The 25,570-nt window shown below is 65.2% G+C and carries 24 protein-coding genes and 1 pseudogene; 7 read left to right on the top strand and 18 right to left on the bottom strand.

Annotated elements, in window-relative coordinates:
* The first annotated feature begins 6 nt into the window (after positions 1–6).
* On the top strand, positions 7–1,482 hold the full coding sequence (locus MYCSP_RS09490; protein WP_088413667.1) for an amidase: 1,476 nt from the start codon (positions 7–9) through the stop codon (positions 1,480–1,482).
* Positions 1,483–1,623: 141 nt separating this feature from the next.
* Positions 1,624–2,850, top strand: coding sequence for an ankyrin repeat domain-containing protein (locus MYCSP_RS23230; RefSeq protein ID WP_162266224.1), 1,227 nt, complete (start codon positions 1,624–1,626; stop codon positions 2,848–2,850).
* Here MYCSP_RS23230 and MYCSP_RS09480 read toward each other — a convergent pair.
* From MYCSP_RS09480 to dop, 9 genes are all read right to left on the bottom strand, one after another.
* Complete coding sequence (locus MYCSP_RS09480) at positions 2,847–3,656, bottom strand: ABC transporter ATP-binding protein (protein ID WP_083018305.1); 810 nt, start codon at positions 3,654–3,656, stop codon at positions 2,847–2,849. The genes MYCSP_RS23230 and MYCSP_RS09480 overlap by 4 nt on opposite strands.
* Entirely contained in the window at positions 3,640–4,668 is a 1,029-nt protein-coding gene (locus MYCSP_RS09475) for a taurine ABC transporter substrate-binding protein (protein WP_088413666.1), read from the bottom strand. Before MYCSP_RS09475 ends, MYCSP_RS09480 begins: the two co-directional genes overlap by 17 nt.
* A complete protein-coding gene (locus MYCSP_RS09470) occupies positions 4,665–5,522 on the bottom strand; it encodes an ABC transporter permease (protein ID WP_088413665.1) in 858 nt (285 codons plus the stop codon). The genes MYCSP_RS09475 and MYCSP_RS09470 overlap by 4 nt, the downstream gene beginning before the upstream one ends.
* Positions 5,523–5,647: 125 nt before the next feature.
* Positions 5,648–6,838 (bottom strand): hypothetical protein, encoded by a 1,191-nt coding sequence (locus MYCSP_RS09465; RefSeq protein WP_088413664.1) that lies wholly within the window; start codon positions 6,836–6,838, stop codon positions 5,648–5,650.
* The gene (locus MYCSP_RS09460; protein ID WP_083018312.1) at positions 6,835–7,194 is read right to left on the bottom strand and encodes a hypothetical protein; all 360 of its coding nucleotides are present in this window, start codon (positions 7,192–7,194) and stop codon (positions 6,835–6,837) included. The genes MYCSP_RS09465 and MYCSP_RS09460 overlap by 4 nt, the downstream gene beginning before the upstream one ends.
* Positions 7,195–7,298: 104 nt before the next feature.
* Positions 7,299–8,081, bottom strand: a complete 783-nt coding sequence (gene prcA, locus MYCSP_RS09455) for a proteasome subunit alpha (protein ID WP_083018314.1) — start codon at positions 8,079–8,081, stop codon at positions 7,299–7,301.
* Positions 8,078–8,926, bottom strand: a complete 849-nt coding sequence (gene prcB, locus MYCSP_RS09450) for a proteasome subunit beta (RefSeq protein ID WP_083018316.1) — start codon at positions 8,924–8,926, stop codon at positions 8,078–8,080. The genes prcA and prcB overlap by 4 nt, the downstream gene beginning before the upstream one ends.
* A complete protein-coding gene (locus MYCSP_RS09445) occupies positions 8,923–9,117 on the bottom strand; it encodes a ubiquitin-like protein Pup (protein WP_030095612.1) in 195 nt (64 codons plus the stop codon). The genes prcB and MYCSP_RS09445 overlap by 4 nt, the downstream gene beginning before the upstream one ends.
* A gap of 89 nt (positions 9,118–9,206) precedes the next feature.
* Positions 9,207–10,703, bottom strand: a complete 1,497-nt coding sequence (dop, locus tag MYCSP_RS09440) for a depupylase/deamidase Dop (RefSeq protein ID WP_083018319.1) — start codon at positions 10,701–10,703, stop codon at positions 9,207–9,209.
* Between the two features lie 93 nt (positions 10,704–10,796).
* Here dop and MYCSP_RS09435 point away from each other — a divergent pair, with 93 nt between their 5' ends.
* Positions 10,797–11,621, top strand: coding sequence for a class I SAM-dependent methyltransferase (locus tag MYCSP_RS09435; protein WP_088413663.1), 825 nt, complete (start codon positions 10,797–10,799; stop codon positions 11,619–11,621).
* Positions 11,622–11,699: 78 nt separating this feature from the next.
* On the opposite strand, the gene MYCSP_RS09430 is transcribed toward MYCSP_RS09435, so the two are convergent.
* The 6 genes from MYCSP_RS09430 to MYCSP_RS09405 form a co-directional block, all read right to left on the bottom strand.
* On the bottom strand, positions 11,700–12,758 hold the full coding sequence (locus MYCSP_RS09430; protein WP_083018323.1) for an aminotransferase class I/II-fold pyridoxal phosphate-dependent enzyme: 1,059 nt from the start codon (positions 12,756–12,758) through the stop codon (positions 11,700–11,702).
* Complete coding sequence (locus MYCSP_RS09425; protein WP_083018325.1) at positions 12,737–13,750, bottom strand: 3-oxoacyl-ACP synthase III family protein; 1,014 nt, start codon at positions 13,748–13,750, stop codon at positions 12,737–12,739. The genes MYCSP_RS09430 and MYCSP_RS09425 overlap by 22 nt, the downstream gene beginning before the upstream one ends.
* Positions 13,747–14,406: an SRPBCC family protein gene (locus MYCSP_RS09420; RefSeq protein WP_162266340.1), complete on the bottom strand. Its 660-nt coding sequence runs from the start codon at positions 14,404–14,406 to the stop codon at positions 13,747–13,749. The genes MYCSP_RS09425 and MYCSP_RS09420 overlap by 4 nt, the downstream gene beginning before the upstream one ends.
* Positions 14,393–16,081, bottom strand: a complete 1,689-nt coding sequence (locus MYCSP_RS09415; protein ID WP_162266339.1) for a thiamine pyrophosphate-binding protein — start codon at positions 16,079–16,081, stop codon at positions 14,393–14,395. The genes MYCSP_RS09420 and MYCSP_RS09415 overlap by 14 nt, the downstream gene beginning before the upstream one ends.
* A gap of 190 nt (positions 16,082–16,271) precedes the next feature.
* Positions 16,272–17,018, bottom strand: a complete 747-nt coding sequence (locus MYCSP_RS09410) for an anti-sigma factor family protein (protein ID WP_083018329.1) — start codon at positions 17,016–17,018, stop codon at positions 16,272–16,274.
* Positions 17,015–17,497: a sigma-70 family RNA polymerase sigma factor gene (locus MYCSP_RS09405; protein WP_070910865.1), complete on the bottom strand. Its 483-nt coding sequence runs from the start codon at positions 17,495–17,497 to the stop codon at positions 17,015–17,017. The genes MYCSP_RS09410 and MYCSP_RS09405 overlap by 4 nt, the downstream gene beginning before the upstream one ends.
* Positions 17,498–17,646: 149 nt before the next feature.
* Between MYCSP_RS09405 and MYCSP_RS09400 the strand changes: the two genes are divergently transcribed.
* Entirely contained in the window at positions 17,647–18,795 is a 1,149-nt protein-coding gene (locus tag MYCSP_RS09400) for a hypothetical protein (protein ID WP_083018331.1), read from the top strand.
* 143 nt (positions 18,796–18,938) lie between these two features.
* Here the strand turns inward: MYCSP_RS09400 and arc are convergent, their stop codons facing one another.
* Positions 18,939–20,747, bottom strand: a complete 1,809-nt coding sequence (gene arc / locus MYCSP_RS09395) for a proteasome ATPase (RefSeq protein WP_083018350.1) — start codon at positions 20,745–20,747, stop codon at positions 18,939–18,941.
* Positions 20,748–20,910: 163 nt separating this feature from the next.
* On the opposite strand from arc, the gene MYCSP_RS09390 reads away from it, so the two are divergent.
* Both MYCSP_RS09390 and MYCSP_RS09385 read left to right on the top strand, forming a co-directional pair.
* Entirely contained in the window at positions 20,911–21,426 is a 516-nt protein-coding gene (locus MYCSP_RS09390) for a hypothetical protein (protein WP_088413662.1), read from the top strand.
* 98 nt (positions 21,427–21,524) lie between these two features.
* Positions 21,525–22,129, top strand: a pseudogene (locus tag MYCSP_RS09385) (hypothetical protein).
* A 9-nt stretch (positions 22,130–22,138) separates the two neighbouring features.
* On the opposite strand, the gene MYCSP_RS09380 reads toward MYCSP_RS09385, so the two are convergent.
* A complete protein-coding gene (locus tag MYCSP_RS09380) occupies positions 22,139–22,975 on the bottom strand; it encodes a tRNA (adenine-N1)-methyltransferase (RefSeq protein WP_070910868.1) in 837 nt (278 codons plus the stop codon).
* A gap of 264 nt (positions 22,976–23,239) precedes the next feature.
* Between MYCSP_RS09380 and MYCSP_RS09375 the strand changes: the two genes are divergently transcribed.
* On the top strand, positions 23,240–24,592 hold the full coding sequence (locus MYCSP_RS09375) for a DEAD/DEAH box helicase (protein WP_407661657.1): 1,353 nt from the start codon (positions 23,240–23,242) through the stop codon (positions 24,590–24,592).
* Here MYCSP_RS09375 and MYCSP_RS09370 read toward each other — a convergent pair.
* Positions 24,589–25,518 (bottom strand): acyl-ACP desaturase, encoded by a 930-nt coding sequence (locus tag MYCSP_RS09370; protein WP_088415544.1) that lies wholly within the window; start codon positions 25,516–25,518, stop codon positions 24,589–24,591. The two genes, MYCSP_RS09375 and MYCSP_RS09370, sit on opposite strands and share 4 nt — an antisense overlap.
* Between the last annotated feature and the right edge of the window lie 52 nt (positions 25,519–25,570).

Here is a 25,570-nt window from a genome sequence, read left to right as displayed (position 1 = left end):
GGCCGGGTGGACTTCTCCGACTACTCCCAATATGACGCCACCGGCCTAGCCGAGCTGGTCGCCACCAAGCAGGTCACGCCGGTCGAATTGCTCGCGGCCGCCCGTGCGCGCGCGGCCGCGGTCGACGACAAGATCAACGCCGTCGTCAGGACCATCCCCGAGGCAGACAAACAGGCCGAAGGCGAGCTGACCGGACCGTTCGCGGGGGTCCCCTTCCTCATCAAAGATCTGGGCCAGGACTACAAAGGCCACCCGACGGCGGGCGGGTGCCGGGCGCTGTCCAACCTGCCCGCAACGGAACACTCCACCATCGTGCAGCGCTGGCTCGACGCCGGGCTGGTCGTCTTCGGCAAGACCAACACCCCCGAGTTCGGTTCGAAGGGCATCACCGAGCCGGAACTATTTGGTGCGAGCCGTAATCCATGGGATCTGGACCGCACACCCGGCGGATCCTCGGGCGGATCTGCCGCCGCGGTGGCGGCCGGAATCGTGCCGGTGGCAGGCGCCAGCGACGGGGGCGGATCGATCCGCATTCCCGCGGGATGTTGTGGTCTGGTAGGTCTCAAACCGGGGCGCGGTATCACTCCGATGGGCCCGATGGCCGGTGAGCCCATGCACGGTGCGGCGGTCAGCGGCACCGTATCGCGAACCGTCCGCGATACAGCGGCCATGCTCGACGTCATCGCCGGACCCGATGCGACGTCGCCGTATCTGGCAGCGATACCGCAGGATTCGTATGCCTCACAGGTGGGCCGGGACCCCGGCAAGCTGCGAATCGGCGTGCGCATCCCCACCGTCATCACCCCGAATCCCGACCCCGCCGCGGTCGCCGCGGTCGAATCCGCGATACGTGTTCTGACTCACCTGGGCCACGAGGTGGAACAGGTGAGTGCCCCTTACGACGACGGCCAACTGGCCCGCGATTTCCTGCTGACCTGGTTTGTGCACGCCGCCTACGAGGTGGACGACACCAAGCGGCGAACCGGAGCGGGCGACGAGGGATTCGAGCGCGACACCCTGCTCATCGCCGCGCTGGGCCGCGCCACCAGTGGCCCCGATTACGTTGCGGCCGTGGAGCGCCGGCACAACTATGTGCGGGACCTGTCGGCCTTCTTCGGCGACTACGATCTGCTGCTCACGCCGACGCTGGCCAAGGTTCCGCCGCGTATCGGCGAGTTCAACCTGCCGGCGCCGCTGGCGGCCGTGTCCGATCTGCTGCTACGCACCAAGACGGCCCGCGTGCTCAAGTACGCGAACATCGTCGACAGCATGATCAACGACAATCTCGGCTGGGTCCCCTATACCCAGTTGGCGAATCTCACTGGGCGCCCAGCTATTTCGTTGCCGCTGTATCAGACACCGAATGGCCTGCCGCTCGGGGTGCAGTTCGTCGCCCCACTCGGCGGCGAATCGCTGCTCATTCGGCTGGCAGCTCAGCTGGAAGCGACGCAGCCGTGGGCGGACCGCCGACCCGCGCTGTAGCGCGGTAATGTGGATGCCGGGCGTGCAGGAGCGCCCGGTGTCCGCCCGAAGAGGCTCAGCCTCCCTGCTTTGCTTGGATAGGTTCACCGACCTCTTCTCGGCCCGGTCTCGCGGACATCGGGCTCACGAGAGGAGGCCGTCATGGCCAGCACCCTTCCCAGCAATCCGTCCCTGGATCGCATCCGCGATGACGCGCGCGGGTTGCAGCGCGCGGTACGCACCGAAGATCCCGAGGCGATCGCCACGGTGCGCCGATACCATCCACGCCCGGATATCGCTTTGGCGAGTGAGCGATTCGCACTGCACGATGCACAGTCGACGACGGCACGCCGCTACGGATTCACCGGCTGGCCGGCGCTCGTGCGCTACGTGGAACTCGTCGTCGAACTGAACACCGATCCGAGTGCGGTGGACGAGGCCGCCCTCGACCCCGCCGACCGGTTCTGCGCCCTGGCGTCGCTGCGATACGACGAGAACGACGAGCCGCCGCGTTGGCAGGCGGCAGCCGATCTGTTGGCCGACGAGCCAGGACTGGTCGAGAAACACGTGTGGGCCGCCGCCTCTGCCGCCGACCCTGCCGCGCTCACCCGCCACCTGGCCGCGCGGCCGACGCTCGCGACGACGAGCGGCGGCCCTTACCAATGGTTTCCGCTGATGTACCTGTGCTACGGACGCGCCCCGTTGGGCCGCTCCGTCGATGACACGCTGGCCACCGCACACCTGCTGCTGGATGCCGGCGCCGACCCGAACTCGGGGTACCTGTGGTGTGGGCTGTCCACCCCGTTCACCGCGCTCACCGGCGCCTTCGGCGAAGGCGAGCAAGGACCGGGCCGCCAGCCCCGTCACCCGTTCGCCGAGGCGCTGGCCACTGTGCTGCTCGAACGCGGCGCACACCCGGTGGATCAGCAGACCCTCTACAACCGGATGTTCCGCCCCGATGACTCGCATCTGAAGCTGCTGTTCTCCCACGGGCTGGCTGACGCCGGTATCAGCCCCTGGGAACGCCGCCTGGGCGAGGCCATGGAGACCCGCGAGCAGATGTGGCGACGACAGATCGAGTGGGCCGCCGGGCATGGGTTCGCCGACCGCCTGGAGCTACTGGCCCGACACGGAATCGACACCACGGGGGCCATTCTGGTGCCACCCTCCTTCCCCACCGATGTCAACGCACGCGACGCGGAAGGCGCTACGCCGTTGCACCATGCGGCCTGGGCCGGCGATCTGGAGCTGATCCGACGACTTCTGCAGGCCGGAGCCGATCGCACGATCGCCGATGACCGTTTCGGCACGACCCCGCTGGCCTGGGCAGAGCACGCGTACCAGACCGAGGCGGCCGAGCTTCTGCGGCTATACCCGGAAACAGGCTAGGCGGCAGCGGCTTTCACCGCTCGACCCACCTCGGTGCGGAGCTCGGCATACTCGGGCGAACGGCGTAGGTCGTCGGGGTCGACGCCGGTCCGAGGCAGCCCCACCGGGATATCCAGCGCCACCTGGCCAGGACGACGGGTCAGTACCACGATGCGCGATCCGAGAAAAGCAGCCTCGTCGGCGCTGTGCGTGACGAAGACCGTGGTACGACCCGATTCGGCACTGACCTGACGGACATCCTCCTGGAGACGTTCACGGGTGAGCGCGTCGAGCGCCGCGAAGGGCTCGTCCAGGAGAAACAGCGGAGTCTCCGCGGCGAGCGCACGGGCGATCGCCACTCGCTGCTGCTGGCCACCGCTGATCTCCCAGATGCGGCGATTCGCGGTGCCCTCCAACCCGACTCGGGTGAGTAGTTGGTCGCGGCGCTGCGCCCAGCGTTCACGGGGCACCTTTGCGTACTTGAGCGCGAGCTCGACATTGCCGCCCACGGTGCGCCACGGAAACAGGCGCGGCTGCTGGAACACCACCCCGGAGGTGATGCCCGGTGTGGGCACGCCGCCGGCCACCTGCACGGCCCCTTCACTCGGCGATTCGAATCCGGCCAACAGCCGTAGCAGGGTGCTCTTACCACAGCCCGAGGCACCCACCAGCACCAGGAAGGTTCCCGGCTCGACGGTCAGATCCACCGGGCCCAATGCCGTCGTCCTGGTCGCACCGCTGCCGTAGCTGTGGGTCACCCCGCTGATTCGAATCGATCCGGTATCTCGGTCCTGTACACCGGTTTCCACATCATCGACCAATGACATCGGGCAAGCCCTTCGTGTAGACAGCATTCTCGAACGTCGACAGCGGCGCGGCACCGGGGATCTGCTTCTGATCGGCCAGAAACTGCGATGCGCTCTGCAGATCGATGGCGATGTGGCCTGGTTTGCCGTCCTCACCAAGCCATTTCGGCGAGGCGATCTCTTCCGGGCTCAGATAGATGCCCTGCTTGAGTTGGTCGGCCACCTCCTGTGGGCTGAGCCCGATCTCTGCCGCGATGGCCTTGGCCGCCGAACTCGGCTCGCCGCGGATGAGTTTGAGCGCCCGCGCCTGCTGTTTGCGCCACACATCGACAATCTCGGGGTGCGCATCGGCGAACGCGTTGGATACCGCACCCAGGTCCAGGGTCGGCCTGCCGTCGGTTGCCAGCTGTCGGCTGGTGATCAGTTGCCTGCCGTTCTTGCGCACCTGATCGACGGTGGGCAGCCAGGTGTAGACGGCGTCCACGTCGCCCCGGTCGAAGGCGGCCAGCGCGGCCTGCGGCTGCAGGTCCACCAGCTGAACGTCCTTCGCCGACAATCCGTTCTGCGCCAGCGCGGAGAGCAGACTGTAGTGTGCCGTGGACGCGAACGGCGTGCCCACGCGCCGACCCTTGAGCTCGGCTACCGTTGTGACGCCGCTGCGGTTGCTGGCCACCAGCGCCTCGTTGTCGCCCGCCACATCCAGCACGAATGCCACCCGATAGGCGATGTTCAGGGGCGCTGAGAGGCCGCGCGCGAAGGGGCTCGACCCCAGCGCTCCGAAGTCCAGTTCCCTGGCGATGAACGCCGTGTTGACATCGGCACCGGAGTCGAACCGCGTCCACTTGATGTTGTATTCGGGCAATGCCGTTTCCAACCAACGGTTTTGCTTGACCACAAGGTCTCCGCTGGGAAAGCTCTGATAGCCGATCCGAATGGTGGGCTTGCCGTTCTGCAGACCGGAGTGGTCGATGGCGCACCCAGACAGGACCGACATCGCCACGGCAAGGGCAGCCGCGACCGTGCGCAGTCTCATATCTTGCCCCGCCACGGCACGGCCCGGCGCTCCACCGCACGTAGGGCACCGTCGATCACCAGCCCTGAGATGCCGATCGAGAAGATCCCGACGAGCACCACCGGAGTGTTGTTGTAGTTACTGGCATCTTTCACCAGACCACCGATACCCGGTATGCCGTTGAACAATTCGGCGGCGACCACCGATGAGTACGCCATGCCCACGGCGAGCCGGATTCCGGTGAAGGTCTCGGGTAATGCCGACGGGATCACCACGTCTCGGGTCACCTGCCACCGGCTGGCACCCAGCGCGCGGGCGGCCTCCACCAAGCCCACCGGGGCTGCCACCACCGCCGCCGTGGTGGCGACGGTCGCGGGCGGCAGTGCCGCCAGCGCGAGCAGGGTGATCTTGGGTGCCTCGTCGATGCCCAGCCAGATCACCAGCAGGAAGAAATACGCCAGCGGCGGCAGTGTGCGCAGGAACGTCAGCCAGGGTTCGAGAACACTGCGCACCCACCCGATCGATCCCATCAGCAGCCCCAGCAGCACACCCGCCGTCACGCCGATGATCACACCGAACAGCAAGCGGCGCAACGTCATGTACAGGTGCTCGACCAACAGATAGCCGCCGTAGCCGTGCACGCCGTCGTGGTTGGTGGATACTTCGATGAACGCGCGCCACACGCTGCTCGGATACGGCACGAAGGTTTGGTTCCAGATGCCGCTGGCCGCCGCCAGCTGCCATATTCCGATGAAGACGACTACCGACAGCAGCGGCAGGGCGGCACGGGTGAGCCGCGGACGCCACTGCGATGGGCGCGGGGTGGCCTCGGCTGCGGGTGACTCGTCCGGAACGAAGTCGACGAAAATAGACACTGTGCGAATGACTTTCTGTGACTAGGCGCTAGGGAACGGCGTCAGGCGACAGCAGCAATCTGCGGACAGTGTGGAAGGCACCCGGTATTGATACCGGCGCAAACTCGGACCCTCAAGAGTCCGACTCAGCGCGAACGAAACCCACGTCGGAGCGCTGGCCCGGTGTCCTCGTCGGGGTCGCTATCCCACAGGCCGATGACCGGGGCCGCTCCCTTGGGCAGCTCGCCGAGTAGCTCGCGGGTGTTGTCACCGTTGACCAGGTACCGCGGGCAGTAATGCTCGTTCTCGTCGCCTCGCCGCTGACCTGCGTGCGGCGGATACGCGGCCATCATCGGCATCATCGCGCCCCATGACCGTGGCGCCGCGCCAGTGCCGATACCGCCGCCACTCGTGGCGGTGGGTCCCGCAGCGAGTGGGGGCATCCGGTCGGGAGCCAGCGGCTGGCGTGTCGCCGTCGATTCGAATCCGGCGCTGCGGGTCGGGCTCTCACGCCACAACGGGTCGCGCATCCAGTCCTGACCCGCGTAGACATCGTCTTCGCCAAGCTCGTCGATATTCGATCCGGATGTCGATCCCGATCCGAAACCCTTGCCCGGCAATGCGTTACCCGCAAATCTCGTCATGGCAGGTATTTGCGGCGCCATGGCGGTGCCACCCGGTAAGACCATCTGCTGCGGGTTCTGCCCCTGCGCGCCCAGCCCCCACCGCGCCAGGAACTCCTCGGCACGCTCGGCTTGTTCATCGGACGATCGATCGCGTGCCGCCGCGACGCTCGCATCCGGTCCGGAACCAAAGCGAAGTCGTTCCCGCGGACCGACCAGTTCTGCGACGGCGTTTCCGGCCGCTATCGCCGGACCGCTGTACATGGTCTGCACCTGATTCAAGGCCTGCTCCCACCGGCTCAGGTGCTCGGAGAACGGCGCGCTCCAGCCAGGAAGGTCACCCAACTTGCTGACCGGTGCCGATGCGGGCGGAGACGCGATCTTCTGCTGCAGCTCTCGTGTCGCCGACGCCAGCACGTCCAGACCGGACGAGAGGGTGAGCGCCGGGTCCAGTGCGGTGCGCGAGTTCTCGACATACGCCCGCATGGTGCGCAGAGCCGCCCTCGCCCCCGGACCGCTCCAGCTCTCGTCGATGGTCGCGGTCACGTCTTCCAGAAAGGTCGAGAACAGCGAATCAAGCTCTCGCAGATGGCCTTTCCACTCTACAGCGATGCGTGTGATATCCGCTGGGGCCATCCTCGCCTGCATGTCCATGATCGATTCATGGCTCCACTTCTCACCGTGCCATTCGTCGGACCGTACGGTGCCGGTCATCTCATCGCCTTCCGGGAGCGATCGGCGGAGCTCCTGTCGACGTCGAGGTAGGCGTCACCGATCCGCCGATAGCTCTCGGCGAACTCGGTCAGCACGGATCGATGCTGTTCGAGTACCGCACCCAACGATCCACTCGACGCCAGGGCGGCGTCATGCAGGACCCTGCCCCACCCCCGCCCCTCTTCGCAGTCGCCGAAGATGGCGTGGTTGACGGGCGCGAAGGTCTCCAGGCGGGCGATGACGCTCGCAAATGCGCTTCGCAGCAGCTCGCAGCGCGTCGCCAGCTCCTCACAGGCACCGTCTGCGAGCCGCAGCGTCGAGAGGTCGATGTATGTGTCCGGGTCATCGAGGGACATGACTGCTCCTACCTGGGGCTATACGGGTTCGATAGCAGGTAGGACCGTCAGTGCGGCTGCCCGGTTCCCTCGATTTTCAGGCTGTGGACAAACAACGACGGCGGCTAGCTGTCCTTGGTGTCCTTGGAATCGCCGGACTCGGGCCCGGGATCGCCGCCGCCCTCGGTCTGCCCCGGCGAGAAATCTTCGGGCAGCAGCGCCTCAAGAGCGGCACCCTTGATCCGGCGGAAGGCCCTGCGGGGACGGCTCTGTTCCAGCACCGCCACCTCCAGTCCGCCCAGCGCCCGGCCCTCGGAGCCATTGGTGCCGGCCGTCCCGGCCTGCAGTGCCTTCACCGCGAAACCAACCGCATCCTTGAGCGTGGCGCCCTCGGCGTAGCTCTCCTTGAGCGAGTTGATCACGGGCTCGGTGTTGCCCCCCATGACCACCCAATGTGGCTCATCCGCGATCGACCCGTCGTAGGTGATTCGGTACAGCACCGGTTCGGTGTCGCGACCGTGGTGGGCCACCTCCCCGACGCACAGCTCCACCTCGTAGGGCTTGGCCTGTTCGTTGAAGATGGTGCCGAGCGCCTCGGCATAGATGTTGGCCAGCTGCCGTCCGCTCACGTCGCGGCGATCGTAGGCGTAGCCGCGCATGTCGGCCCACTGGATGCCGCCACGGCGCAAGCGGTCGAACTCGTTGAACTTTCCGACGGCCGCAAAACCCACCCGGTCGTAGACCTCGCTGACCTTCTGCAGCGAGTTGGACGGATTCTCGGCGACGAACAGCACTCCGTCGGCGTAGGTCAGCGCCACGACCGACCGGCCACGGCTGATTCCCTTGCGCGCCAGCTCCGAACGGTCGCGCATGAGCTGCTCGACCGAGGCGTAATACGGAAAGGTCATGAGGGATCACCACTTTCGGCCGCTTCGGTCCGCTTCTCGATGACCTCGCGCGCAATGCTTTCGATATCGGCCTCGGGCACGCGAATCGCTCCGCCGGAATCGATACGAATCGCCGTCGGGAACACCCGGCGCACCAGATCCGGCCCGCCCGTTGCCGAATCGTCCTCGGCCGCGTCGTACAGCGCCTCCACGGCCACCGACAGCGCGCTCAGCGCGTCGCCACCGGACTTGTAGAGCTTCTTGATCGACGACTTCGCGAACACCGAACCCGAACCCACCGCCTGATAGCCGTCGCTCTCGACATGCCAACCACCGGCAACATCGAAAGACACTATGCGCCCTGCGGTTTCGCCGTTCGGATCGTCGATGTCGTAACCCACCAACAGCGGCACCGCCACCAAGCCCTGCATGGCTGCCGCAAGGTTGCCGCGCACCAGCGCCGACAGACGGTTGGCCTTGCCGTTGAAGGTCAGCGGCACGCCTTCGAGCTTCTCGTAGTGCTCCAGCTCGACCGCGTACAACCGGGCGAATTCGACGGCGATGGCGGCGGTCCCGGCGATGCCGGTGGCCGAGTAGTTGTCGGTGATCTGCACCTTGTCGATATCGCGGTTGGCAATGTAATTGCCTTGGGTCGCGCGCCGGTCACCGGCGATCAGCACCCCACCGCGATAGGTGAGCGCCACGATGGTAGTCCCGTGCGGCAGGCTGGAGATCACGTCACCATTCGCCTTTCCGAGCGCCGGAAGGAGCTCCGGAGCCTGGATCCTCAGGTACTCCGAGAAGGAGGAGAGGTGCGAGTGCCGGGTGAACTGCTGGGGCGCGATCGAGTCATCGCGCCAGATCACTGGCCACCCTTTTGGACGTATGCCCGCACGAAGTCCTCGGCGTTCTCTTCCAACACGTCATCGATCTCGTCGAGCAGATCGTCAGTGTCCTCCGCCAGCTTTTCGCGGCGCTCCTGCCCGGCCGGTCCTCCCAGGTCGGTGACGTCGTCCTCGTCTCCGCCACCACCGCGCTTGGTCTGTTCCTGCGCCATCGCTGCCTCCTGACTCTAGGTCGGTTCCGTTCAGCCTACCGGGCAGCGCCGACGAGGTGACGTTTCACAAGTGTGCGTCGCCCAACCCGTTATGTGGTGAGCTGATCGACCAGCTCAGCAGCCGAATCCACCGAGTCCAGCAGAGAGCCCACATGGCTCTTGCTGCCACGCAGCGGCTCCAGCGTCGGAATCCTGACAAGCGAATCCCCGCCCAGATCGAATATCACCGAGTCCCAGCTCGCGGCGGCGATGTCCGCACCGAACCGCCGCAGGCACTCGCCGCGGAAGTAGGCCCGGGTGTCCGAAGGAGGCCGAGTCACCGCGTCCAGCACCTGTTGCTCGGTGACCATCCGCTGCATGGAGCCACGGGCCACGAGCCGGTTGTAGAGGCCCTTGTCGAGGCGGACATCGGAGTACTGCAGGTCAACCAGGTGTAGCCGCGGTGCCGACCAGCTCAGATTTTCGCGCTGCCGGAATCCTTCCAACAACCGCAGCTTGGCGGGCCAGTCCAGCAGGTCCGCACACTCCATCGGATCGCGTTCCAGTAGATCGAGCACCTTGGCCCAGACCTGCAAGACGTGGTCGGCCTGCGGGTCCGGATCGCGAGAGGCGACCAGCTCCGCCACCCTATCCAAGTAAATACGTTGCAGCGCAAGGCCCGTCAGCTCCCGACCGTCTGCGAGCGCCACCGTCGCCCGCAGCGACGGATCACGACTGATCACATGCACCGCATGCACCGGTCGGGCCAGCTGCAGGTCCGATAGATCCGCGCCGGATTCGATCAGGTCGAGCACCAGCGAGGTGGTGCCCACCTTGAGGAATGTCGAGGTTTCGGCAAGGTTGGCGTCGCCGATGATGACGTGCAGCCGGCGGTACTTGTCGGCGTCGGCGTGCGGTTCGTCTCGGGTGTTGATGATGCCGCGCTTCAGGGTGGTTTCCAGGCCCACCTCCACCTCGATGTAGTCGGCACGCTGGGAGAGCTGGAATCCCGCGTCGTCGCCCGAGGGCCCGATACCCACCCGGCCGGAACCGGTGACGACCTGGCGCGACACGAAGAACGGGGTCAGGCCCGCGATGATCGAGGAGAACGGCGTCTGGCGGTCCATCAGGTAGTTCTCGTGGGTGCCGTAGGAGGCACCCTTTCCATCGATGTTGTTCTTGTACAGCTGCAGCCGTGCGGCGCCGGGCACGCTGGCGACGTGGCGGGCGGCGGCCTCCATGACGCGCTCTCCGGCCTTGTCCCAGATGACGGCGTCCAGCGGGTTGGTGCATTCGGGGGCCGAGTACTCCGGGTGCGCGTGATCGACGTAGAGCCGGGCGCCATTGGTGAGAATCATGTTGGCCGCCCCGACCTCATCGGCATCGACGATCGGAGCCGGGCCGGTAGTACGCCCCAGGTCGAATCCACGGGCATCGCGCAGCGGCGACTCGACCTCGTAGTCCCAGCGGGTGCGCTTGGCCCGCTGAATCCCCGTTGCCGCGGCGTATGCCAGCACCGCCTGCGTGGAGGTGAGGATCGGGTTGGCGGCGGGGTCCGTGGGCGACGAAATGCCGTACTCGACCTCTGTACCGATGATCCGTTGCATGACGTTCAGCCTAGAGAGGCGGGGCTGAACACCACGCCGGGGACTGTTCAGAGTGCTCTGCGCGCCTCAAAATCCGCGTTAGCGTCGGGTTTCATGAGCTACCCAGAGAAGATTCATGTCGATCTCAGCGGAGCCCCGCAGACCATGCTGGCGACGTTCTACGCCAAGGCGCTCGACGCCGATCTGCCCACACCGATCCTCGGAGACCGGCTGGCCCGTGATATCGCCGACCGCATCGACTACGACTGGTCCAAGACGACCATCACCGCCGGCCGCTCCCCCGCCGTCACCACACGCTCGGCGCATTTCGACAACTGGGCCCGCGTCTTCCTGTCCAGGCATGCCGAGGCGGTCGTACTGCATCTGGGTTGCGGTCTCGACGGCAGATACTTCCGGCTGAATCCCGGCCCCGGGATCGAGTGGTACGACGTCGATTACCCCGAGGTGGCCACGCTGCGTAACCAGCTCTATCCAACGCGTGATCATTACCGCGTCGTTTCGGCGTCGGTGATCGATCCCGGATGGCTCGCGAACATTCCCGGCGGCCGTCCGGTATTGGCCATCGGCGAGGGGTTGACGATGTACCTCAAGGAGCAGGACGGCATTGCACTGTTTCGCCGGATCGTCGATCACTTCCCCTACGGGGAACTGCAATTCGATGCGTTCAACCGGTTCGGCATCAAGACACAATGGTCGAATGCCGTGGTGCGGCGCTCGGGAGCGACGCTGTACTGGGGAATCGACCGCCCCGAAGACCTCATCCACGCCATCCCCAAGCTGCAGCTACTGGAGTGGGAGTCGCCGTTCGATTCGGAGACCTTCCAACGAACCAAGATGGCGTATCGGCTACTGGCCAAGGCGATGTCGCTGTCGCCGACGCTTCGATACATGGCGCAGTATCACCGCTACGCGTTCTGAGAAGTTGGGGTTGACCGCGGCGGTCCTTGCCGTTTCGGGGTCGGCAATCGGGGGGACGGATCGCCGCGGCCAACCAGTCTATGAAGCAGGCCTACTCAACTGAGGTGCTGTGCCATCACCGAGTTCATCTACCTCCAGCAGCCGCCGTGCGACGATGGCCATCTCGCGCGGATCGCCGACCGTGAGCCTGACACCGCCGTCTGGATACTCCTTGGCGACAACGTCACCCGTTCCCAGCAGCGACATCCACGGCGCACCATCGCCGCGCGCCGGCAGATACACGAAATTGGCGTGCGATTGCGGGATGTGTGCACCCATCTGGGCGAGCCGTTTCCGGAGCTGATCACGTTCGTAGACAATCGAATCGACCCGGAGCCGCAGCTCGTCCTCGGCCGCGTAGGACGCCGCCACCGCGACCGCCGCAGCCCGGTTCATGCCGAACGGGAGCTGATAGCGACGGATCACGCCGCACACCGCGGGAGCGGCCAATCCATAGCCGATCCGCAACCCGGCCAAGCCGTATGCCTTCGAAAAGGTACGCAACACAACCAGGTTGGGATGCGTCGCGATCAAGCGCGGTATGTCCAGGTGAGCATCGGGATCCACGAATTCGATGTAGGCCTCGTCGAGGATGACCACGCTGGTCGGCGGCGCTTGACGGACAAACCCGTAAACCTGCTCGGCCGGTATCAGCGTTCCGGTCGGATTATGCGGTCGGCATAGCACCACGGCGGCCGCATCGGCGTCGTATGCCGCACCCAATAGCTCATCGAGATCGGTCATACCGTTGTCCGCCAGTGGAATAGGAACCTGAATCAGCCCGGCTATGTCGGCCAGTATCGGGTACCCGTCAAAGGTCGGATGTGCGAAGACCAACGAATCACCGGGCCTGCACAGGGCCTGCAGCACCTGCAACGCGACCCCGGTGGCCCCGACTCCCACCACCACCTCCTCGGGTGTCATGCCCACTCGCTCGGCGATCAATCGCGGCAGCACGACGGGCAGAAACTCGGGATATCGATTCACCTCCGCGATGTCGTGCCTGAGCGCATCGCGCACCGACGGCAATGGACGATAGGGATTTTCGTTCAATGCCAGTCGGAGCGGACTCACCGTCACTGACCCCTCCCTCCCCATCGCACCGCGGCCGCAGCCGCATAGTCACCGGCATGGGCGAATCCCGCCAGCATCACGGTGTCGCCGGTCCGAACCTGCCCCTCGGAGATCGCCTGGTCGAGCGTGTGCGGAATGCCCACCCCGAACAGGTTTCCGCATTCGTCAAACGTGTCCGGATGCTTCTCCTTGGGCAGCTGCAGGGCATCGCGCCAGTTCCGCAGGAAGATCCGGTTGGGCTGATTGGTCACCAATGCGTCCAGGTCCGTCGAAGCAACCCCGATCCGATCGCACACGGCGAGCGCCACTTCCGGCACCATCCGGTTACCGCGGGCCAGCACCTTGCTGATCTTGTGCTCGGTGAAGGCCACCCGCCCCTGCCCGGATCCGGCCTCCCAATACTTGCGATGAGGCGTCACCGCGTAGGTCATGTCACCGGCATACTCACCGAAATTGCGCGTCTCGATGCCCAAGACCGGCGAACCTCCGTCACGGGTGATCAACGCCGCGGTAGCACCGTCTCCCGGTATCGACGCCTGTGCGGTGGACCGCACCTGCTCCTGTACGAAGATCTGTCCCGCCGCGTTCTGCATGTTCACGATCAGTGCGGAGCGCGCACTCGACGAGGCCATCATCTGCTGAGCAAGTTTGAGCATCAGCACGAACGACACGCAGCCACCGTTGTGCACATCCAGGATCCACTCAGGTCGGATCTGCAACCGGTTGGCGACCTCCCCACCGCAGCCCACGAACGGCAGGTCCGGCAGCTGGGTGTGGGTCAGCAGAATGTCGACCTCGTCGAGCACGGCCTGTCCGTGGCGCTCCCGCAGACCAGCCACTGCGCGCTCGGCCATGTCGACCGCCGTCTCGTCGGCCGCGATGTGATGCCGATAGGCCGGACTACGGAACATGACGTTCTCGGCCAGATCGTCGTCCTTCGCGTACTGCGCGAAGTAGTCAGCACTGACCCGGTTCTCGGGAAGATAGCTGGAGATGTCGAAGATGCTGACGGTCATTTCATCCACTCCGGAACAATCGGCAGCCCGTGGCTGTGTCGATATTCAGCAATGGCCTTCAGGTTCAGCAGCTCCAACAGGTGGCCCGCACCAAACATGTCCCAGAAGTCCCCGACCCACGGTTTACGTTGCGGTGGAGCGGTTTCCGGATAGGGATTCTCGTCATAGAACGGGTGATGGCAATTGGTCCACAGCACAACCGAGCCCGGCTTGTTGAGCACCACTTGCGCATCGACCACTCGCATGAGGTAGATCATCCACAGGTGATCGCCCTGATCCCAGGCACAGTGGTAGTCCACGGTCCCGGATTCGGCGTTCGATTCTGTCCGGGTATAGATCAGCGTGTCAGATCCCAAGCGGTCGTGGGCAACCCACAGGCCGGGCTCATCGGTCTCCTCGAAGCCACGCAGACTGTACGTCCATTCCTCCAGGCAGCGGGTGTCCGACAGATAGCGATGCAATTCATCGGGCGGGCAGTCCACATACTCCTGAACGGTGCAGAACGGCCCGAACACCTGATCGTGCGGGTACACCGACCGCATCATGTCCATGATGATCGGCGTCGCCTTCTCACGGGGTGAGGTCTCGATACGGTGCACTCCGGGAAGCGCATCCTCGGTGCCGGCGTCCGCGGCGATATCGCTAAGCGCGGGCAAGGCTTTGGTGGTTTCGGAAATCGTGTCGGTCATGCGTTTTCTCCTTAGCGATCTCGGATGACAGGAACGGGGCGAACGGTGGTATCTCGTCTGTGGAGCAGATGACCTCCACCACGGCGGGGCCGCTGTGAGCCATCGCGTCGTGCATGGCGGCCTCGAAATCGGCCACGGTTTCGGCCGAATGGCACATCAGACCAGGAAACATCGCACCGAGGCCGGACGCGATATGCGAGAGCGCGAAGCGGTTGAAGCTGTAGTTTCCCCCGTAGTAGAGCTGTTCACGGGTGACGCACATGGCGTGTGCGTTGTTGTTGACGATGACGAATGTCACCGGTAGCCGGTGCTCGATGGCGGTATGAATCTCCATGCCATGCATGAAGAATGCGCCGTCACCCGCGATCACCACGGTGCGGCCGCCCCGCGCGAACGCGCAGCCGATGCCGGCGCCGAAGGCATATCCCATGCCGCCCATCCCGAGCGCGACGACATAGCGCCCTCGCCGCCGCGCGCCCACATAGTGCACAGCGGCGGCTCCGGTGTTGCCGGCGTCCACGAAGATGTCCGCGTCGTCGGGAATCACCCTGTCCAGAACATGCATCCCATCGTGGTATCGGACTCCGCCGCCGTCATGGGCAGGAGGTTCGAGATGAGCTGGTGCATAGAGTGTTTCGCTATCAGGAGCGTCCACGCGCGTGGGCAGGACGGCGGCAAGCCGGGCCAGAGTCGATGCCAGGTTCTCGGTCTGCAGGTGACGGGACTCGATATGCGGCGTCACCGAACCGATGGACAGGACCGGCGTCTCGGAAAAGTCGACACCCCCTCGCGTCATCACCGGCATGGTGGTTCCGATGCACACACACGTGACACCGTGGCGTAGCACCTTTTCCACCGCCGGATGTCCCATGACTCCGATGACGCCCAGCAGTCGCGGATCCTCACCGTCCACGGCGTCCTTGGCGTCCGGGGATACCGCGACAAAGGCATCCAAACGATCGACGAGGTCCGACAGCTCGCCGCGGGCGTCGTGTCGAGCCACCTCGGGCCCCGCCACCACCAAGATCCGGCCGGGCGTATCGGCCAGATGCTGCGCGAAGTCGGCGAGCTGCGCGGGCACCGCCGGGCGGCGTTCGGGCCGACCCTGTAGCGGCGGCACGGCGGTCAGGTGCGCCTGTTGAACATCCTTGGGGATCAAGAGAACCGCAGGCAGGTCATCCCGCATAGCGGCCAGGGCATGCGCGAGTGCCTCCGCGATTTCCTCGGGGCGCTCCACGCGCGCGCAGTGTCCGGAGACGGGACGGAAGACCGCCTGGAGGTCCATGCTTCCGGCCCGTCCGCTTCCATCCTGAAACGCGCCGTTGCCTTCCAAGGGACGGGGTGGCTGGCCCACGATCGCCAGCACCGGCACCCGGCTTGCATACGATTCGGCAAGCGCAGGAACGAGATTGACGGCGCCACCGCCCGAGGTCGTGGCCACCACACTCATCCGCGAGGTGGCGCGCGCATAGCCGTCGGCCATGGTGCCCGCCGAAAACTCGTGTTTGGCGACGATCGCCTGGATACCCGGTGTGTAGTGCACGGCATCGTAAAGGTCCTCGATGTTGGCACCGTCGACTCCGAAGACGAAATCGACACCGTGGCGACGCAGCTCAAGGGCGAGCCAGTCAACCACTCGTATGTTCCCGTTCCCGGCACATATCGGCGTGGTCATGACTAGTACACGACTGTCACACGTGACGGGTTCAACAATCCACGAGAAAAAGTGATCGAGTCATCTCAATCATGTGATGGCACAACATGAATCAGGTTTCAGGTAATCGCAATATGGGCATGTCAAAGGCCCACGCGCCCTGTGTGGGAGGAGGATCTCAGCGACGTAGTTCGAGGAATACCAGCGGCGTGGCGTCGCCGTGATTGTCGATCACCTGAACGCTCTCGATCTGGTCCTGAGCCATCGGAACGGTCGTCGACGTCATCATCGTCGAACCGGGTTTGGCGGTCCACGAACCGGCGATGATGTTCCCACCGGCGCGGGTGCCGATTCGCAGCGCGTACGGCGCCGCCGAGTCATCGGTGTCGTCTCCGTACGCCGGATAACTGCACCACATCTCGATACGGGTGCCGGCACCGTCGCGAACGAGTGCCACCTGCGCACTCATCGGCGAGGGTGTCACCTGACGCATCGGCTGCCAATGTTCACCCGAGGGCAGCGAACCCGCCGCCACGTTCATCGGCGCGGGCCGGTGATACCACGGCGGCGGTACCAGTGAAACCGTCAATGCGACGGCGGCGGCCACCGCGACCGCACCCACATACGCGAGCCGGCGCACCGCGCTCTGCCGGCGCCAGCGCGCCTGCAGCTTGGGCCACAACGCCTGCACCGGGCAGCTGGTGGCAGGCTTGGCCAGTGCCGGCGGGTCCTCGAGTTCCATCTTCTCGGCGTAGTCGCGGTCTACCTTGGACAGCAGCCCGGGCATCGCGGTCACCTCGGACAGCGCGCGCTGGCAGCTCACGCAGTCGACCAGGTGTTGTTCGTATTCACGCCGTTCGGTCGACGACAACGCGCCCAGCACATAGGCGGCGTCCCAATCGGCATAAACATGTTCGACAGTCATCGCGTGACCCCCATTTCCTGCAGCGACAACCGAAGTGCGCGCACACCGTAGTGAAGGCGTGACTTGACGGTACCCTCGGGCACCCCCAGCTCAGCGGATATGTCGGCGACCGAACTCCCGCGGTAGTAGGCGCGCAGGATGACTGCCCGATGATCGGTGGACAGTGAGCGCAGCGCCTCGGCGACCAGCCACGCATCCAACGTGGCATCGACCTGATCCGGGGAGGCAAACTCGGGCGTTTCGGCGGTGGCTATTTCGCTGCGAAATCGCGAGCTACGTGCGTTGTCGCGAACCAGATTGTGGGCGACGGTGAACAGCCACGCGCGGGCGGACCCTTCGGTCTGGTTGACCAGCGTCGGATGCCGCCAGGCCCGCAACAGCACCTCCTGCACGATGTCCTCCGCCAGCGCCGAGTCATGGGTCAGATGCATGACATAACGATGCAGCGGGCCCGCGTACTCGTCGTAAAAGGCCCGCATAAGCCCTGATGAGCCGTTTACGCGAAGCGCATCAGGCCTCGCCTGCCCATCCGCCATGAAACACCTCCGACGGTTACACGATCCGACCGCCCGATCGGTTCAACGTACGCCTGTTTTGCCACCTCCGACAGGCTTGTCATCATGATCGGGTGCGCAATCTTGAGGAGGTTCATGAGTGGTTCCTGAGCCGGGGGCTGCCCGTCGTTCTGGACCGCCGTGTGCGTTCCCGCGAATTGTTGGACCGCGCCGCACCCATGATCGGGGTGGCCGGCGCGGGCGTGTCGCTGTATGAGTTGGTCTCCACCGACAACGACACCCGGTCGATCGTGTTGATGGTCGTGCTGATCGTGCTCGCGCTGCTGTTGGCGGCGCAGCCGTTGGTGCTGACGGCACTGCAACGTCTCGGCACCGTCCGGGGCGACACGGTGCGCCGCATCCTGTCCTGGCTCGTCATCGCGATCTTCGTGATCATGCTTCCCCTGGCCGACACCGGATCGTGGACCGCGGCCGCCGCCACGATGCCCGCGTTCCTGCTTGCCGCACTGGTGTTGATCTGGCTGACCTACCTGGGCGCCGGATCCATCGGCCTGTGGGCGCTGCGATACGCCTCAACACAATTCGGGGCGCTCGGCACACTGATGTCACGCGCGCTGCCGTTGCTGATGTTGACCGTCGTGGTGTTCTTCACCGGCGAACTCTGGCAGCTGTCGGCCCGCATGACCAGGGAAAGGTTGTGGCAGACAATCGGTTTCCTGGCGCTCACGGCCGTGGCCTTCATGGCGGTGACCGTGCGCGACGAGCTGGCCAGCCTCCGGGACAACCGTGCCGAACAGCACGCGAGCGCGGCGCTGCTCGCGGGGACTCCGCTGGCCGATCTCATCGACGGCGACGCACCCAGGCCCGCGTTGCGGTGGCCGGAACGCCTGAATGTGCTGCTGGTCATGGTTGTTTCGCAGGCGATTCAGGTCGTCTTCTTCACCACCGGGGTGTTCGCCTTCTTCATGCTGCTCGGCATCGTGGCGGTGCCCCACGATGTGATGGCATTGTGGTCCAGCGAAGCCGTCTGCCCCTCCGGGGCCGTGCCGCCCTGCGCGGGAACATGGTTCGGCATCCGAATCGGATTGCCACAGACCCTCATTCACATGGCACTGCTGGTCGCAGTGCTTTCAGGGCTGTATTTCACGGTCAACAGCAGCGTGGACCCTCAGTACCGCAGCCGGTTCTTCGAACCGTTGATCGCCGATGTCGCGGTGAGCCTGGCCGGGCGTGACGCCTATCTGGTGGCCTCACGCGTCTAACGCATCCGCCACGCCAGGATCCTCGCCGAACGCATACCGGATGCAGGCCATTGGAGCGATATCCCTGCACCTGGTATGCGCTGGGTGAAAAAAATCGCCGGGCGTGAGCAATGAAGGCCCACACCCGGCGATAGAGAAGGTACTTACAGGTACTGGCCCAGGCTTGATTCGGTGTCAATCGCACGCGATGCGCTGGAACTCTTGCCGGTGACCAGGGTGCGTATGTAGACGATCCGCTCGCCCTTCTTGCCCGAGATCCGTGCCCAGTCATCCGGATTGGTGGTGTTGGGCAGGTCTTCGTTCTCAGCGAACTCGTCGACGATCGAGTCGAGCAAGTGCTGGATCCGCAGACCCCGCTGGCCGGTTTCCAGCACCGACTTGATGGCGTTCTTCTTCGCACGGTCCACGACGTTCTGGATCATGGCACCGGAGTTGAAGTCCTTGAAGTACATGACTTCCTTGTCGCCGTTGGCGTAGGTGACTTCCAGGAACCGGTTGTCGTCGATCTCGGCATACATCCGGTCGACGACCTTCTCGATCATTGCCTTGATGGTCAATCCGCGGTCGCCGCCGAACTCGGCCAGATCCTCCGAGTGCACCGGCAGCTTCTCGGTCAGGTACTTGGAGAAGATGTCCTGCGCCGATTCGGCATCCGGCCGCTCGATCTTGATCTTGACGTCCAGGCGGCCCGGCCGCAGGATCGCCGGATCGATCATGTCCTCACGGTTGGAGGCACCGATGACGATGACGTTCTCCAGGCCTTCGACACCGTCGATCTCCGAGAGCAGCTGCGGCACCACCGTGGTCTCCACGTCCGAGCTGACGCCGGTGCCGCGCGTGCGGAAGATCGAGTCCATCTCGTCGAAGAACACGATGACCGGCGTGCCGTCTGAGGCCTTCTCACGGGCCCGCTGGAAGATCAAGCGGATGTGTCGCTCGGTCTCGCCGACGAACTTGTTGAGCAGCTCCGGGCCCTTGATGTTCAGGAAGTAGGACTTCGCCTCGCGTGAGTCGTCGCCCCGCAGCTCGGCCATCTTCTTGGCGAGCGAGTTGGCAACGGCCTTGGCGATGAGCGTCTTTCCGCATCCGGGCGGGCCGTACAACAGCACGCCCTTGGGCGGACGCAACGAGTATTCCTGGTACAGATCCTTGTGCAGGAAGGGCAGCTCGACGGCGTCGCGGATCTGCTCGATCTGCCGCGCCAAACCACCGATGTCGCTGTAGCTGACGTCCGGCACCTCTTCGAGCACCAGGTCCTCGACCTCGGCCTTGGGGATGCGCTCGAAGGCATACCCTGCCTTGGTGTCGACCAGCAACGAATCACCGGGCCGCAGTTTCCGGGGCTTGAGATCCGCACCATCAGCGTCCTCGGAGACATCGGAAAGGTCAGGAGAGGTCAGCGGATCGGCCAGCCAGACGATGCGTTCCTCGTCGGCATGCCCCACCACGAGTGCCCGGTGCCCGTCGTCCAGCACCTCGCGCAGGGTGCTGATCTCACCGACGGATTCGAAGTTGCCCGCCTCGACCACGGTGAGCGCCTCGTTGAGGCGAACCGTCTGCCCCCGGCGCAACTCGCTGGTCTCGATGTTGGGCGAGCAGGTCACCCGCATCTTGCGGCCCGAGGTGAACACGTCCACCGTCTCGTCGGACTGGACGGCCAGCAGCACGCCGTAACCGCTCGGCGGCTGTCCCAGCCGGTCGACCTCCTCGCGTAGCGCCAGGAGCTGCTGACGGGCCTCTTTGAGGGTGTCCATCAGCTTGGCGTTCCGCGCGTTCAGGGAGTCGATACGGGCCTCGAGCTGGTTCAGGTCGCGCAGCCGACCGGTATCACCGGACCCGCGTGCCGCGCCGTCTTCCAGCTGTTCGCGAAGTGCCGCAATCTCTCGGCGTAGCCGCTCCACTTCGGCGGCATCCGGTGTGCCGAACGCCTCAGAACGCTCCGACTCACTCATGATGTCCTCCTTTCCCACACCGAGAATTGGTGCGGTGGATGCTTCAACGCTACCGGCGATTGGCCGCCCGTGCGGGGTCTACCCGTTGGCTGTGACGTCTACGCTGTTAGCGTTCGTCACATTCAGGTCGATCGAAAGGACAACCGTGAGCTCACGAACCGGTGTGTCAGGGGTCGCCATGCTGGGTTTACTCGCGGCGGCAGCGGTTGGCTCGGCCATGCCGACAGCCAGCTCTCCTGGTCCGACAGCAACGACAGTGACGGCCTCCGGCATCGTCCCGGCCTCCTGGGATGTCCCTGGGGATGTGCCCTCCGAGCCGGCCGACGCGGCACCCAGCTCCGACGAACTGAGCGGTTTGCTGTATTCGCTCGCCGATCCGGGCGTGTCGGCCCTTGCCAAGGGCGGTCTGGTCGAGGGCGGCATCGGTGCCGGGGAGGCCATCTACGCCGACCGTGCCTTCAAGAACGCCAACCGTGACGGTTTCCTGCCCCTCGCTTTCACGGTGTCCGACATCAAGTCCACCGCGCCGGGCACCGCAGCGGCTGCGGTCACCATCACCGGACCCAAGACCCAGGCCTACACGACGAAGATCAACTTCGTGAACCAGGACGGCTGGAAGATCAGCAAGGCCTCGGCCATTTCGCTGATTCAAGCGGCATCCGGTAAGTCTGGAAGGTAGACGTACGCAAGGAGCGCAAGGAGGGTTGGACGATCTCCATAACCTCACTCGCCGATATCGTCACCACACTTGACCGAATGACTGAGCCGATACGCCGAATGGGAGTCACCTGGATCATGGCCCGTCACCGCCTTGCCACCCACCTTGTCGCCATCTCCGCCGGAGCGGCCGTTCTCGCGCTGACCGCCTGCAGTGGTTCCAGCGACAAGGCCAACCCGGCGAGCTCCTCGACAACGCCGCCCGCGTCCTCGACCGTCGCCGCGGTGAGCCCGGAAAATCCGCTGCCCGATCCGGCGGTGCTGACCGATGTCCTCAACCGTCTCGCGGACCCCAACCTGCCGGGCACCGAGAAGGTCGCATCCGTCCAGGGCGCCACTCCCGATCAGCTGGACAAATTCACCAAGGCCATCGGTGATGCCGGGTTCTCGCCGCTGTCGTTCACCGTGAAGGACCCCAAGTGGTCGACCGAGACTCAGGGCGATGTCGAGGCCGTCGTCACCATCAACAGCCCCAGCCCCAAGATGGGCGGCTTCGCGGTCCCCATGTCTTTCTCGCCCGAAGGCACGGGATGGAAGCTCTCGAAGCGAACCTCCGACCTGTTGCTCAAGACCGGCACCTCACTCGCGGGTACCGGAGCACCCAGTGAGGCACCTTCCCCCGGGGCCCCGCCCCCGAGGCGCCGACCCCCACGCCCACGCCGTAGCCGAAGAAGCTAGCTCGGTAGGCGCTTACGCCGCAGCGGTGTCGGGGTGATCGTGCCCGGCGCGAGACGGCGAGCGCTGACCAGGAACGCGGTGTGTCCACGCATGCTGTGTTCTGGGCGCACCGCCAGTCCCACCACGTTCCAGCCGCGCTGCATCGTCTCCCAGGACCGGGGCTCGGTCCAGCATTGCTGTTCGCGCAACGCCTCGACTACCCGCGACAGCTGGGTGACGGTGGCGACGTAGACGATCAACACGCCGCCGGGCACCAACGATTCGGCTACCGCAGGCAAAGTCTCCCAGGGAGCAAGCATGTCGAGGACCACCCGGTCGACGCCGCCGGCATCGGCGGGCCGCTCGGCGAGATCGCCGAGAACCAGCTCCCAGTTACCAGGTCGCTCCCCGAAGAATGTTGTGACGTTACGCACAGCGTGCTCGGCGTGATCCTCACGAATCTCGTAAGAGATCACCGATCCCTGTGGCCCCACCGCTCGCAACAGCGAGCAGGTGAGCGCGCCTGATCCTGCGCCCGCCTCCAGCACTCGCGCGCCCGGGAAGATGTCACCGTCGTGCACGATCTGCGCGGCGTCCTTGGGGTAGATCACCTGCGCGCCGCGCGGCATCGACAACACGTAATCGAGCAGCAAAGGACGGAGCACCAAGAACTGGTCGCCGTTGGTCGACTTCACGACACTGCCCTCGGGAATCCCGATCACCCCGTCATGGGCAATGGCTCCACGATGAGTGTGGAACTCCTTACCGGGCTCGAGCACCATCGTGTAGTGGCGTCCCTTGGCGTCGGTCAGTTGCACGCGGTCGCCGACGACGAACGGTCCGGTTCGAGACATGCGCTCACCTTGCCAGGTGCGCACCGCCCGACGCGAATGGGGCGGGTTTCGCAGGTGAGCAGCGGGAGCCTCATTGTGTTTCGGCACACACGATTTAGCTCTAGGGGCATGCTGCCCGTACTGTTGTGAGTAAGCGCGACTGTGCGCACGCGTCGTAGATCATTCTTCGTCAGCCCCGCTGATTTCAGGCTTTTCTCACGGCGATCGATTTTGCCCGTCGGCAATCTCGCCATCTATCCAAGCCTCGAAAGGCGTATTACTGCTGTGTCTTCAACATCCACAACCACATTCGCATCACTCGGCGTGTCCGAGGCCCTCGTCGATGTCCTGACGCAAGGCGGTATCGAGGCACCTTTCCCCATTCAGGCCGCCACCCTGCCCGACACCCTCGCCGGTCGCGATGTCCTGGCGCGCGGCAAGACCGGTAGCGGAAAGACCCTCGCCTTCTCCATCCCCGTGGTCGCTCGTGTCGCCGAGGGCGTTCGGGTGCCGGGCCGCCCACGCGCACTCGTGCTGGCCCCTACCCGCGAGCTGGCCACCCAGATCAGCGCCGTCATAGAACCATTGGCCTCCGCCTACCGGATGAAGGTCACCACCATCTTCGGTGGGGTGTCGCAGCACCGACAGGTCCAGGCACTCAAGGCCGGTGTGGACATCGTGGTGGCGTGCCCCGGCCGCCTGGAGGATCTGCTCAAGCAGCGTCAGCTGACGCTGGACGGCGTGGACATCAGCGTCCTGGACGAGGCCGATCACATGGCCGATCTCGGATTCCTGCCGGTTGTTACCCGCTTGCTGGCCGCGACACCGAGTTCCGGTCAGCGCCTGCTGTTCTCGGCCACCCTGGACAACGATGTCGACAAGTTGGTCAAGAGATTCCTGCACTCCCCCGCCGAGCATTCGGTTGATCCTGTCGACTCTCCCGTCGCCGCGATGACACACCATGTGTTCACCGTGTCGGGGCCGGACGCCAAGCGCGATCTCGTCAACACCCTGGCCTCCGGCACCGGGCGCCGAATTCTGTTCATGCGCACCAAGCATCACGCCAAGCGCCTTGCTCAGCAGCTCACCAAGTCGGGCATTCCGTCGGTTGACTTGCACGGCAACCTCTCCCAGGGGGCACGCGACCGTAATCTGGCCGCTTTCGCCAACGGCGAGGCCCGAGTGCTGGTGGCCACCGATGTCGCCGCCCGTGGGGTCCATGTCGACGATGTTGCCCTGGTCGTGCACGTCGATCCGCCCGCCGAGCACAAGGCATACCTGCACCGGTCGGGGCGGACGGCACGCGCCGGCGGCACGGGTGACGTCGTGACGCTCGTCCTGCCCGAACAGCGCCGCGATGTCGACGCGCTGCTGCGCAAGGCAGCCATCAAGGCCACTCCACGTCAGGTGACGGCAGACTCGGCCGAGGTCACCAGCCTCGTCGGCGAGGTCGCACCCTATGTGAAACCCGCTCCGGCTCAGAAGCCTTCGGCTCCCGCCGCGGCCAAGCAGCGGCCCGGACGCCGGGTGCGCAAGCACACCGAATCCGGCGAGGGCCGGCCGGCCCGGACGCCGCGGCGCGGCGGGCGCGGTCAGCAGCGATCCACCCGCCGAGCGGGCAACAGCGCGTCGAACTAGGCGAGTGCAGCGCGCTGTGCCAAGCGCGCAGCCGCCTTCTCCTCGTAGTACTTGGCGCGTTCGTCTACGGCGGCAAGGAATTTCGCGAGGGTTTCACGAGCCTGCTCGCCGTCGGGGCCGATATCGGCCCGATCGAACACGCGCCAGAAGCGCAGGGTGGGCTGCAGGACGTCGTCGTGATGGATACGCAGGTCGTAGATCCCGGCCTTGGCGATGGCGATGGCGTTCTGGGCAAAACCTTCCATTCCCATACCCGGCATCGCGAATCCGACGATCTCCTTGCAGATCGCCTGCATCGCCGCATCGGGCTCGATATCCAGTGCCGCTGCCATCAGATTGCGGTAGAAGATCATGTGCAGGTTCTCGTCCAGCGCCACCCGCGCCAACAGCTGATCGGCGATCGGGCAGCCCGAGGCCTTACCCGTGTTGCGATGCGATATGCGCGTGGCCAACTCCTGAAACGACACGTACGCCAACGCCTCCAGGGGCGTCTTGTCCCCCGAGTCGTAGCCGGCCACCGTATGCGCCATACGCATTGCTTCCAGACTGCCCGGATCGACACCGCGGGTAACGACCAGATAGTCGCGAAGCGCGATGCTGTGCCGCCCTTCTTCGGCGGTCCATTGGCCCACCCATGTCCCCCATGCCCCATCTCGGCCGAACCTGGTCGCGATCTCACGGTGATAGGACGGCAGATTGTCCTCGGTCAACAGATTGACGACCAGCGCAGCCTGGGCGACCGGATCGAGCGGGCTGTCCTCCGGTTTCCAGTCCTCGCCCCCGAGAAAGGCGAAGTCCCGGCCCCTGCTCCAGGGCACGTAATCGTGTGGCGCCCAAGGCCGCGCGACCCCCAGGTGCCGCTCGAGATTGGCCTCGACAACGGGCTCCAGCTCGGTGAGTAGTCGTGTTTGTAGTCCAGTCACCATCTCATCCACCTCTCTGTGCGGCCTGACCGCGATCTCTAACCTACGGTAGCGT

This window comes from Mycobacteroides saopaulense (genome assembly GCF_001456355.1).
Lineage (GTDB): Bacteria > Actinomycetota > Actinomycetes > Mycobacteriales > Mycobacteriaceae > Mycobacterium > Mycobacterium saopaulense.
The sequence above is the reverse complement of the archived record's forward strand: the minus strand, read 5'-3'. Positions and strand labels throughout refer to the sequence as shown.